The 12,082-nt window shown below is 34.7% G+C and carries 13 protein-coding genes; 3 read left to right on the top strand and 10 right to left on the bottom strand.

What is annotated here, in order from left to right; genetic code table 11:
* Positions 1-183: 183 nt before the first annotated feature.
* Together ACZSMY_RS07160 and ACZSMY_RS07165 are read left to right on the top strand one after the other, a co-directional pair.
* The gene (locus tag ACZSMY_RS07160) at positions 184-756 is read left to right on the top strand and encodes a DUF2087 domain-containing protein (RefSeq protein WP_465147632.1); all 573 of its coding nucleotides are present in this window, start codon (positions 184-186) and stop codon (positions 754-756) included.
* 75 nt (positions 757-831) lie between these two features.
* Positions 832-2,061, top strand: a complete 1,230-nt coding sequence (locus ACZSMY_RS07165) for an MFS transporter (RefSeq protein WP_465147603.1) — start codon at positions 832-834, stop codon at positions 2,059-2,061.
* Positions 2,062-2,484: 423 nt separating this feature from the next.
* Here ACZSMY_RS07165 and ACZSMY_RS07170 read toward each other — a convergent pair whose 3' ends face one another.
* The 9 genes from ACZSMY_RS07170 to ACZSMY_RS07210 form a co-directional block, all read right to left on the bottom strand.
* A complete protein-coding gene (locus ACZSMY_RS07170) occupies positions 2,485-3,315 on the bottom strand; it encodes a GNAT family N-acetyltransferase (RefSeq protein ID WP_465147633.1) in 831 nt (276 codons plus the stop codon).
* Between the two features lie 23 nt (positions 3,316-3,338).
* Positions 3,339-3,422: a hypothetical protein gene (locus ACZSMY_RS07175; protein WP_425313064.1), complete on the bottom strand. Its 84-nt coding sequence runs from the start codon at positions 3,420-3,422 to the stop codon at positions 3,339-3,341.
* Positions 3,423-4,409: 987 nt separating this feature from the next.
* Positions 4,410-4,862: a GNAT family N-acetyltransferase gene (locus ACZSMY_RS07180; protein WP_455725890.1), complete on the bottom strand. Its 453-nt coding sequence runs from the start codon at positions 4,860-4,862 to the stop codon at positions 4,410-4,412.
* Positions 4,863-5,005: 143 nt separating this feature from the next.
* On the bottom strand, positions 5,006-5,482 hold the full coding sequence (locus ACZSMY_RS07185; RefSeq protein WP_465147604.1) for a GNAT family N-acetyltransferase: 477 nt from the start codon (positions 5,480-5,482) through the stop codon (positions 5,006-5,008).
* Positions 5,483-5,719: 237 nt separating this feature from the next.
* The gene (locus ACZSMY_RS07190; RefSeq protein WP_465147605.1) at positions 5,720-6,409 is read right to left on the bottom strand and encodes a DUF4097 family beta strand repeat-containing protein; all 690 of its coding nucleotides are present in this window, start codon (positions 6,407-6,409) and stop codon (positions 5,720-5,722) included.
* A 110-nt stretch (positions 6,410-6,519) separates the two neighbouring features.
* Complete coding sequence (locus ACZSMY_RS07195) at positions 6,520-7,101, bottom strand: TetR/AcrR family transcriptional regulator (protein ID WP_256706064.1); 582 nt, start codon at positions 7,099-7,101, stop codon at positions 6,520-6,522.
* Positions 7,102-7,489: 388 nt separating this feature from the next.
* The gene (locus ACZSMY_RS07200; protein ID WP_256706063.1) at positions 7,490-8,092 is read right to left on the bottom strand and encodes a TetR/AcrR family transcriptional regulator; all 603 of its coding nucleotides are present in this window, start codon (positions 8,090-8,092) and stop codon (positions 7,490-7,492) included.
* A gap of 239 nt (positions 8,093-8,331) precedes the next feature.
* Positions 8,332-9,054 (bottom strand): hypothetical protein, encoded by a 723-nt coding sequence (locus ACZSMY_RS07205; protein WP_465147606.1) that lies wholly within the window; start codon positions 9,052-9,054, stop codon positions 8,332-8,334.
* Positions 9,051-9,758: a fluoroquinolone export ABC transporter permease subunit gene (locus ACZSMY_RS07210; protein WP_465147607.1), complete on the bottom strand. Its 708-nt coding sequence runs from the start codon at positions 9,756-9,758 to the stop codon at positions 9,051-9,053. Before ACZSMY_RS07210 ends, ACZSMY_RS07205 begins: the two co-directional genes overlap by 4 nt.
* Before the next feature lie 129 nt (positions 9,759-9,887).
* Between ACZSMY_RS07210 and ACZSMY_RS07215 the strand changes: the two genes are divergently transcribed.
* Positions 9,888-11,126: an IS256 family transposase gene (locus tag ACZSMY_RS07215; RefSeq protein ID WP_289584860.1), complete on the top strand. Its 1,239-nt coding sequence runs from the start codon at positions 9,888-9,890 to the stop codon at positions 11,124-11,126.
* Between the two features lie 17 nt (positions 11,127-11,143).
* Here ACZSMY_RS07215 and ACZSMY_RS07220 read toward each other — a convergent pair whose 3' ends face one another.
* Complete coding sequence (locus ACZSMY_RS07220) at positions 11,144-11,992, bottom strand: ABC transporter ATP-binding protein (RefSeq protein ID WP_465147608.1); 849 nt, start codon at positions 11,990-11,992, stop codon at positions 11,144-11,146.
* Positions 11,993-12,082 lie beyond the last annotated feature (90 nt).

Raw genomic sequence — 12,082 nt, forward strand, 5'->3', positions numbered from 1 at the left:
TGTGATAAAATGAATTCCAATTCGATGTATTTAACTTATTTTTACATATATATTACAATATACTTTGGGAGTACGAATGCTTTTTGGGTAAAAACTGTCCTGCCTCTAAATATTAATTTAGATAAAAGGGTTTTCATATCCATCTAATTAGATTATAATCTAATTAGATGAGGAGGCAAAATGATGCAACTAGATCGAATCGTTCATTTTCACAAAACCATTGGAGATAAAACCCGGATACGCATTATTAGCTTATTGAAATCAGGGCCGCTCCATGGTCAAGCAATTGCAGGCAAATTAGGGTTGAAACCGCCAACCATTTCGCACCATTTAACAAAATTAAAAGAAATTGATGTGGTTTATCAACGACGTGATAAAAATACGATTTATTTTTACTTAAATAAAGATAAACTGGAACGAATGGCGCAGGAGATTATTCGAATCGGGAGTGATGAAATGTTTGGAAAGTTTGATATCACAAAAGAAGAAAAAGCAATGGTTATTCAGAATTTCATTGATCATCAAGGAAGATTAAAGTCATTGCCTGCTCAAAGAAAGAAAAAGCTGATTCTCTTAGAATATATGCTGCGTGGTTTAGAGCACGGAAAAACGTATCCAGAAAAAGAAATCAATGAACGTATTCAACAATATCATCCAGATTATGCAACGATTCGGCGTGAATTTGTGATGGCACATTTTATGTATCGCCAAAATAATATTTATGAACTTAATCCGGTTGATATGTGGCCTGTTTAATCAGGCTATTTTTTTAAATAACTAATTAGATATTCATCTATTTAGATATCCATCTATTTTACTGGAGGAGATAGTTTGCTTGTTTTTCATGTTTTAAAAAAAGAACCCAACTATCAAATTGTATTCTGGAGCTCTGTCTTAAATGGGATTGGTGGAAGATTCGCTCAAGTCGGTTCCTTTGCGCTCCTTTATCTATTAACAGAATCCGGAATTGCATTAGGAATACTTATGGCTCTGCTGGTCTTACCCACCATTCTATTTGCTCCTATCAGCGGTTATCTGGCTGATCGTTTTCACCAGGCCAAATTATTATTTTGGACAGATTTGTTGAGAGCACCGTTCGCATTACTTCCGATACTGGGAGCAATAACAGAGCAGCTGTGGCTGTTATATCTTAGTACATTTATTATCTCCAGCGGGCAGGCTGTGTATAGACCCGTTCGTTTTTCGCTTATTCCGGATATTGTCGAAAAGAAAAACCTGGTTTCCGTTAATGGGTTAGAGCAGAATGTCGTAGGGATAACACTTGTTTTCGGATCAATGCTTGGAGGAATCATTGCTTTTTTAACCAATGTGAACGTTTTATTTTCCCTTCATGCAATCTGTCTAATGGCAGCAGCGATTTTAATAAGGCGTTTAACAAAAAGTAACATTACCAAAAGTTCAAAAATAAAAGCTGCAGAATCTTCATTGCGTGAAAGTGGATTTCTAATTATAAAAGTTGCTTTATTACGTGTATTTTTAATGGTTATGCTGCTCATGCCGCTTGCAAACGGCGTAGACAATGTCATATTTAACCTGATTGCGTTAGAAGTATTTGAGAAAGGAGATCTGGGAGTTGGTTCCATTTATGCATCCTTAGGAATGGGCTTTGTCTTGAGCTCGACAATGGTTAAGTGGATTCGCGGAAAATATATTGTAATAGGAGTTTTCATGATTTTACTGGAGAGCACAGGTCATTTACTACTCAGCCAATCGGGATTTTTTGTGCAAGCTCTAATGCTTGCTATATTTATAACATTTGTAGGAGGAATAAGTGACATCTGCTTTGATACGGTGTTGATGAAAATACTTCCTGCTTCTAAACGGGGATTTTTATTTGGTTCGTTATCCATGTTTCAGAATAGTTCCATGGGTATCGCGATGATTGGGGCAGGTTTTTTAACAGAATGGCTTTCCCCCTTGCAAAGTTCTTTTCTCGTTGGCGTGACCTATATCCTTTTTGCATTCATCTTTATTTTAGCATTTAGAAGTGTAGATTTTCGTGCTTCCATCCGAAAATTAAAAAGATTAGATTTCAGGTAATGATAAAGGTGATATTGATACAAGACGAGTATCTATCACCTTTTTTAGGAAATTATTTATACATACACATCCGGAATTAGTGAAACAAATAACCAAGCCCCAAAGCTACCGAAAAAAGAAGAAAAACAGCCGGAATGGCTAATAATATGATCAAAGAAAATGTTTTCCAGAAACCTCGATAATTGAAGAGCCAACAAGCAAATATTAGTATAAATGCAATTAGCAGCAGTGGCATTGCTCCCGTTTCTGTTCCTTCGATGGAAGATTTATATATCCAATATGTAAAATAAGCAATATTGGTATAGTTAGAATCCCTAAATATTTCCTCATACGAATCACACCTATCTTCACTTATTTATCACAAAGCAGGCAGCAAATTTATATCAGATAATGAATAAGAAATTACAAAGATTGAAGCAACAATCACTCCAACTTAAAATCGTACCCTAAATAATGAAACTTCATTCTAAATCCATTTCTTTCTGCAACCGCAATGGAAGGCTTGTTAGATTCCATACAATCCCAATACGGAATGAAATTATTTCTCATGCAATCTTCTACATAAGCTAAGGCAATCTTTTGTGCTATTTTTTTACCTTGATGCTCTTCCAATGTTTCAATAGCAATACAGTGCACATTATCAACGACAAAACTCGAAATACAAATACTAACAATTTTATTTTTATATGTAACACAGTAACCTATTCCTTTGCGAAAGAAGCTGCTTGCTGAAGACCAGCTATCTGCAATTTTGGAGTGTAAGAAATCAATATTATTAATGGATTTATTCCTATTTTTAAAAAGCTCTTCATTGATTTCGACAATATCATATCCTTCTTCAATCATAAGGTTAAAGTTACTTTTGTAATCATTTTTTTCTAATGTGTAAACCCTCTGTTTCCAGCTGCCTAAACGACGATTTGCAAACACGCTTTTTATCGTATCATCCCATTTATGATGATTTCCAATTCCCTCAAACCAGGATAGCTCTACCTTCTTTGCCTCTGGTGTAATTACTGTATCAACAAAATGATTTAATTCATTATTGAATTTCTTATTTCTTTCATTTCCAATAAAGAAAAAACCATCATTATTCCCTAGCCAGATCACTCCAGATGTTGGAGCATCTATATTATCAACAAAAATACGACCTGGATTTACTCCTTCTACTACGGCTTTGGCTTCTAATTGACCTTGTGCATGCAACAAGTTTTTACATTTATGGAATTCAGACTTTTTTAATTCAGTAATCATCATTAACTACCATCCTGTCCTTATTAAATATAAGAATGGTTCATAAAAACCACTCTCCATCCATCTGGATCTTCTACAGCGACAGCCTTTTTCTTTCCAGTATTCATTTTCCGGCTCTACTTTTTACATATTCTTTCTTTATCGGTCTATGACCAACATGCATCATTTCATCCTTACTTTCTATATAAAAACATTAGATTATCTTTTGTATGTGCTGGGCAAGAGCTGCCATCTTAATGTGTGATAAATTCTAAGTAGTAGTCTATATGAGACAGCCTGAAAATAACGCCTTTAAATCCTCTTTTCTCTTCGGACGCTTCTATACTTGGTTAAGCTTCCCCCCTGCATAGAAGCTGATTACCTCTTCAAATTTATCTGTCAGCCTGCTGTCAATCTAAACATAAATATTCTAATTGTTTTAAACATAAGGATAGCCTATTCTTTATGATTTCTTTATTTCCCATTTGTTGTAAAGTCTTATAACTTACATTTTCTTCATTCAAGACTTCAAAATGTTCATAAACCTCTAATAAAACCCATAAAATATACTCATTCATTATTCGCTCAGTAAGCCTTTCATCATTACCTGCGTAACCGCTTATAAAGCCATCAGCAATTTTACTTAATGTATTCGCGCATTGATGATAGGAATTATTACGATATCTTGGTGCGTCAGAATAAGCTGGAAGAAGGAATTTATAACAAAAAACAAAAAAACCAGCATATTTAAAATCAAAGTCTAACTTCGGTAATGGATCAATTATAGCAAGGTGTTCTACATTTTGATATTTTTTGTGGATTTCTAGGGAGTGTAAACTAAACTGTGTAAGTAAGAGAGCGTACGGCTCTTACTACGCAGTTTAGTTTACACTCCCTTATAACGAAACTACCTCCTGTTACTTGAATTCACCAAATAACAGGAGGCAGTTTTTCAAAAAACCTCGATTATTCCGTAATGATCTCAACATCATCTTCTGCCCCTGTAATGCCGATAGTGGAAGTTTCTAACTGCTCTAATTTACTACCGATTTTTAAAGGTTGTCAGGAATACATGTATTTTAACTTATAACAATGGTAACTTTACCTTCATAACTTCATTTGGGCGTTTTAACCATTTTCACAATTTCTTCTTCATATCCTAAGTGCTTATAAAAATTAATCGCATTGTCATTTGCCCTGAACACATCTAACATAAGCTGGGTACATTGTTTATCTAAACACCACTCTTCTGCTTTTTCCATGAGCATTTTCCCTACTCCTTTTCCCTCCCCTAAGCTGGTTACTGCAATTGCAGAAATATACGCTACAGCATTATTTGTAAAATAGTCTTTGTCTTCAATCAATTCTATGTATCCTAAGAAATCTCCATCGTGTTCAACCACAAAAATATCTGATTCACTGGACTCGATAGAATTTTTCGCTAGCTCTAATTGTTTTTGTTCCATAATTTCTCGATTTCTATAGTCCATAAATGGGATATCATTAAAGCGAGTTGATAAACTGATTATGCTTTCTTTATCTTTTTCATGATACGGTCTAATGTGCATTTACTTTCATTCCTTCCTATGCTCTTCTATTTTTTCTATCGTTTTCTGTATTACATATAAATCCAGTTCATCTATACTATGTTTTTCATGCACCCGTGTAATAAAAAAGAACAATATGACTTTACTTCCAATATTTATAACTCTTATTTCAAATTATTCATTACTATAAAAAGGTATTCTCCCCCATTCGTTTTTTGTATTTTTTCAGTAACATATTTAAAACCGGCTCGTTCATATACTTTGATTGCTCTTTGATTAAAGTCAGCTACTGACAGCCATATAACCTGGAAGGAGAAATGCTTTTCGATGTACGATAATATTTCCTTAACAAATTGTTCCCCAAATCCTTTCCCGGTTATTCCCGGTTTCATACCAAGACCAAGTTCAATCTCATTCATAGCGGAATCTTTGGAAAACAGACAGAAGTAACCAATTAACTGTTTATTATCTAAAACAGAATAGAATGTATCGGTTCTTTGATGGGGATCAATGAATTCTTCATAGTCCTCCGGATCATCGGTCATATCATAAAAATCATAAGGTTCATTATATTTCCAGCAGTCGGCAATTTCCATTGCTTCTTTCTGGTCCATTATTTTGAATTGAATATTCTTTAACATTCAACAGCACCTACTCTATTATTCTCAGTTATACCTTTTTAGATTTCAAACATGTTTATGCAATAATCCAGTACAGTTACAGCCTCGTATAAAAATTTTTATCAGATACCTGCTTCAGACTGTGTCTATACACAGTTTTGATGGATTTCTGCTATAGTAGCTCTGTTTCTGCACTATAATCACTTCCTCTATTTAATGTGCTAATCTGTTACATACCTGTCTCTATCTATCTCCCTTTTAAACTCTCGTAATATTTCCAGTGGTAGTTTTGACAGTTATCTTATTTTGGGGATTGCCTGCAATTTCTGTGTTATCTCCGCTGATTTTCTTACGCGTTTTATAGCGGATACAATAATCCGTTAGATCGGGGTTGATTGCTAATTTAATATTACCTGTTGTCGTTTTAATATTTTCCACATGAAATAGTCGATTATGATTAACAGTAACCTTTCCAGTAGTACTTGAAATATGACTGCGACTGTTTTCTCCTTCACTCTTCAGATTATCCAATGAAATATGCCCAGTAGTTGTTTTAACCGATATATCCTGACCAGCTAAAGATTGAATCGCTATACTTCCCGTTTCCGTTTTAAAGGAAATCGTTGGAACAGCAAGATCCTGCGCCGTGATGGAGCCGGTTATTGTTTTGATTTCTACTTTTCCTGCATAAGCTTCCGGAAGTCTGATATGAAAATAAACGCCATTAAAGAATTGAAAAGGCTTCAAAGAATTTGCTCTTTTTAATTGAAGGATACACCGTCCTTCCTTTACATCCTCCGTAAAAACAAATGACTTGGCATGCTCCTCCTTCGTAAAATAATATTCAATCTTCATACTATTGCCTGAAATATGCTCGATTGTTCCCTGTCCTCTCTCAAAAAATATTGACAATTGGTCCACCTTGGATAAATCAAATGTCCGCTTCATCTTTTCTAATTCCTCCCTTAATTGAAAATAAGCTTTATCCTTTTTAGTTCGTTTCAGCTTCTATATGCATAAATCAACGAATTCCTTGTTTATTCTGTGTCTCTTTACATTTATTCAAATAAACCGTCGATGATATGCTCCAATAAAAAGTCCAACACTTCCTCCTCATCATAAGCAATCGCCTCCTTTTGCGCAGAGATTGCTAACAAAGTGGATAATATGCCAATTATCTTAGGTAACGGCTCCTTACAAATTAAATTATTTTTTTCTATGATTTCACCTAATTTATCCATTGTGTATTGAGCGTTGTGAATCATCAGCCGATCCTCAGGCAAGCGATTTAATAATGACTGAAAATCATCTCCGGATAATGTTCTAATCCAATTTCCTTGATCGTATTCCTGATACAACAGTTTAAATCCTTCTATAAATCCTTTTTTATCAGGAAATTTTGCTATCGCTTTATTCATGTGCGTAATCATCCTATCCTGTACTTTGTCCATGACATCAGCAAAAAGATCTTCTTTACTATCAAAGAAAAGATAAAATGCACCTTTAGAAATACCAACTTTACTGCAAAGCTGATCAATATTCGTTTTTCTATATCCATTACTCACCCAGCTTTTTTCACATTCCATATACAAATTTGCTTTGATTTTTTCTTTTTCTTCTTGTGAAAAACCTCTAGCCATCCTTGATACGCCCTTTCTTTCTATAATTCATCAACTTATATCTATATGACCAATTTCGCATTTACAGTCATATAGATGTATAAAATTAACTTTGCTTTCGTAAAAATCGAAACAAAGTTTTTCTTTCGGCTTCCTATTCTCTTTTTTAAATGCTCCAGCTTCACTTACTCAGGAGAAACAATCGTATAAAATACTTCTTTAAAATGGATTGTATAGCCTACATCTCTATTTGTCAATTAATTTCGAAACTTATGATTATATTTTTGTTCTTTTTTAATTGAGCAGTAACTATATTTTCCAAAATACTAAAAAACCTGGATTAACTTCCAGGCTTTTCATTGCTTGTTTTGGATTTATTCATAACCTTCATAGAAGTGGAGATTTAATATTAATCATTAACTAAGTCCTCTGCAATCATTGTAATAAATTGATTCATCGTCGCTTTATAATTCCTCTCACCAATCATTTCCTTTTGCAAAGATAAAATAACCAAAGAACGAATCATACTAACAATAATATCTGGTTCTAATTGTTTCATAACCCCATCTGCTTGCCATTTTTCAATATAGGGAACTAAAAAATCGATATCCCCTTGATGATTACTTTCTAATTTTTTATAAGGCAGTTTGCGTAGCAGCTGTTCCATCGTTGATTTATCAAACAGTTGTTTGATAATTGGACTTTCGTCTAAGAATTGTAAAGCTTGCTGTAAGAAATGACGGAAGGTTTCCCTTGTTACCTTTTCTTTCAGCAGTATCTTATGAAGCAATTCCTCGCGAATATATTCTTCTTCCTGTTCCAGGATTTCAAAATATAGTTCTTCTTTCGATTCATAAAAAAGATAAAAGCTTCCTTGTGCGATATTAACCTGCCTCGTTAAATCACTAATACTTGTCTTTTTTAAGCCCAGATCTCCAAATAGCTGCCTTCCATGTTCTAACAACTTGCTGCGAATATATTCTTTTTCTTGCTCGTTAAATTTTCCCGCCAAGATTCCCCGCTCCTTTATACACATCATGCTTACCTTTTTCTTTAATATAAACTACCAATCCCAGGAAAGAAATCAATATACCGCATATCCATATCACAAAACAAATCTATCGTGCATTATTTATTTTACAATAAATATCGGATAATATTATCAAACAGTTTTGAATGGGATAGCTTTTCCATAACTACACTTCTCTCTACACTACTGTTTTTAAAATCCAGTTCAATTTTACTGCAGGATTAAGTAGCTTTGCGGTTAAATTTTTTAAATAACACATATAAATATATTCCCTGCACACAAAAGCCAATCCATACGTAAATATTATGAAGCAATGCGATTTCATTATTTTTCATGAATGCTTCCGAAATCCAAAATGTTGGAAACACACCTAACAAAAACAACCAATTTGACTCCACAAAGTATGTTAGAGCAGGAATAACTACAATGATTCCTACTGCTTTTCCAATAGCCAGTCCTTCCACTTTATTATTTGCAAAGCTTGCCAGAAACAATGCGATTATCGGCGTAAGCAGTGCTGCCTGGAGAACTACAGGCAATAGGCTCATCGTGAAATTAACAAGACCTGTATATATCATAACAAAAATTGTTAAAATGATACTGGTTACCATAGGAACTAATAACCGATATAACAAATAGCTAGACTTTGACACCGGTGTGACAGCGATATAAGACAAAATATGATCGTCTATTTCTTCTAAAATCATTAAACCTGCCATGACTCCAAGCATAAATGGCGGTAATAAGATGACAAAACTCATGATAAAAAGGAAGTGCTGTTCTATAGAAAACGCGTACATTGCCTGAAGGTCTTCTGAAAAGGAAGAAATAGAATATTTAACGAATAACGCTAAAGCAACAGGTGCTAACATAGCCCCAAACAACATGGAATCACGTGTGATATTTTTTATATCTCCCACAAAAAAAGCGATAAACGTTCTCATTTTTTATCACTTCCAATATGTAAGATGATTGATTTATAAAAAGAATGCTTCGCAAAAATATACGCGACCCCAATCCAAATAACAAGCATACCTACAGCATATATCATCTCCCAAACCGATATACCTAACATTCCACCTTCTATCAAAATAAGTGTTGCATAGGAAGGGATGAAATAAAACAGCCATGTATGAAAAATGTTTAGATAATCTAATATAGGCAGAAAAAATATAATGGAATAGAGAGAAGAAATCATAAAGTACATATTAAGTGTTTTCGCTCGAACCGCCAACGTCAATCCGAAAAGTGTAAAAAAGATAGCGCTTAAAAATGCTCCCAATAAAATGGTGCCTATATTTATTTTAAATCCAGTCGTTAAAATGATAATACTAAGACAGACTACCACGGTTAGCAAAGTCAGTGAACCCACTTTGCTTATGATATACTCTTCCATACGAAAGGGAGTTACAAATAGACTATCAAACGTATTTTGGGACTTTTCTAAGAGAATGATTCCTCCTATAAAATAGAATCCAAGGACAACAGGGTCTGTAAATATTACTAAAATACTTGCTGTAGCAGATCCTGATTCTGGCATCATATGAAGTAAGAAAATATAAAAAATGGTGAGTAGGAGATAAGCATGAACGATACGATACCGATAGAGAGAAAGCATATCAAACTTCAAAGCAGATAAAAGTCTCATGTAATTGTCCTCCCTGTCACTTTGAGGGGGTGTAAACTAAACTGTGTAAGTAAGAGAGCGTACGGCTCTTACTACGCAGTTAGTTTTTTATTGTTAGAATAAGTATATAACGATTGGGAGGTTATTCTATTGTCTAAGTCAAAGCGAGAAGAGAAATCAGCTGAATTAGCCAAACAAATTCTAGAAAACTACCAACCAGAGAACGTAGAAGACATGCAAAATGCATTGAGAGACATATTTGGACCGATGTTTGAGTCTATGTTGAAAGGTGAAATGAATCATCATTTAGGTTATGAATCCAATGATAAAGCAGAAAAAACAACGGAGAATAGACGAAATGGTTATGGTAAGAAGACCATTAAAACAAGCTCAGGAGAAGTAGATATCAAGGTACCAAGAGATCGAGACGGCTCCTATAAACCGGAACTGATACCGAAACGAAAAAAAGATGTATCAGCCATTGAAAATAAAGTGATTTCCATGTACGCACGAGGCATGTCCCAGCGAGATATTTCCTCCACCATTGAGGATATTTATGGCTTTTCTGTCTCTCATGAAATGGTATCGGACATTACCGACCAAGTTCTTCCTGATTTGGAAGAATGGCAAGATCGCCCCTTGAGTAACTGTTATGCCTTTGTTTTTGTCGATTGTATGTATACCACCATCCGCAACCAATATGAAACAAGGAAATATGCAGTCTATACCATTCTGGGCTACACCATCGAAGGAGAGAAAGAAATACTTGGATTATGGTTAAACGAGACAGAAAGCAAGCATAAGTGGATGCAGATTTTTGATGAAATCAAAGCGAGAGGTGTAGAAGATATTTTCTTTCTATCGATAGACGGAGTGAGTGGCTTAGAAGAAGGTGCACGAGCTATTTTACCTGAAGTCATTGTGCAGCGTTGTATGGTTCATTTAATTCGTAACTCGATCAGATACGTGCCAAGCAAAGATTACAAGGCTTTCACCAAAGCTTTAAGAAAAGTGTATGGAGCACCAAGTCTCAAGGCTTGTTTAAGTGCCTTTGAATCCTTTAAACAACAATGGGCGGCTTACCAGGGCGCGATTGATGTATGGACAAGGAATTTTAGTCATGTAGAGCAGCTTTATGATTATGGAAGTGCCATCCGGAAAGTCATGTACACCACAAACGCTGTAGAAAGCGTCCATTCCAGTTTTAGAAAAGTAACGAAAAAAGGAGCATTCCCTAACGAGAACGCTCTGTTAAAAGTGTTATTTTTACGGATCAGAGAACTGGAATCCAAGTGGGAAGGCGGTCATATCCAAAACTGGGCAATGGTCATGAACCAACTTCTACTTCATGATGAACTGAAAGATAGAGTGTTAAAGTACCTTGAGTGAATGGGAACTTACACACTTTATTTGACAAACCCCACTTTGATGAATATATCCTGCAGTTTGGCCTCTTGTGTGTGCATTCTTTCAATATCTTTGAACTTGATCATATTTAAGAAATCTGTATTATCTCCCAGTCCTTCCATCGAAAAAATAGATGACTTCATTTGATTATTTTCTCTGTATTCCACCTGCAGTTTTTTCTGACCATACCGCAATTTCAAATCACGAGGAGAGTCAATGATATTAATTTGACCGTCCACGACAAAAGCAACCCGATCACAAATTTCTTCAGCAACATTCATATTATGGGTAGTTAAAAAAATAGTTTTTCCTTCCGCTTTTTTCTTTAATATAATATCTTTTATCTTTTCCATATTGACTGGATCAAGTCCTGATGTAGGTTCATCGAGGAAGATCAGTTCTGGTTTATTCAATAGGGAACGCACGAAGTTCAACCTCATTTTCATGCCCTTTGAATAATTGGAGACTCTTGTTTGGGCATCCTGTTCCAGCCCAACCATTTCTAACAGCCGTTTCGGGTCCTCTTTTGCTCCGGTGTAGAAAGAACTAAAAAATTTCAAATTTTCTATTGCAGTAAATTTATTGTATAAATTCGGTAATTCAAATGACACGCCAATTTTCTCGTAGTAATCCTTTCTAACATTCCTAATTTCTTTTCCCATCACCTTTACACTTCCTGAATACCCCTTAAGAATTCCAATTAATATTTTTTGCGCCGTACTTTTCCCTGCACCTGAGGGACCTAGAAAGCCAAATACTTCCCCTTCTTCTATTTTAAAACACATTCCTTTAATGGTTTCATCCTTGTTTGCCGGGTAAGTAAAATATAACTGGTTTACATGGATCATGCCTTCCTTTCTCAAAAGAGCAGGATGTTTGTTATAAAAAATCATTTTATTGATTTTATGAATTTTTTTATTTTATATTCACAAGAATAC

The sequence above is a fragment of the Oceanobacillus sp. B139/18 genome, assembly GCF_055524595.1.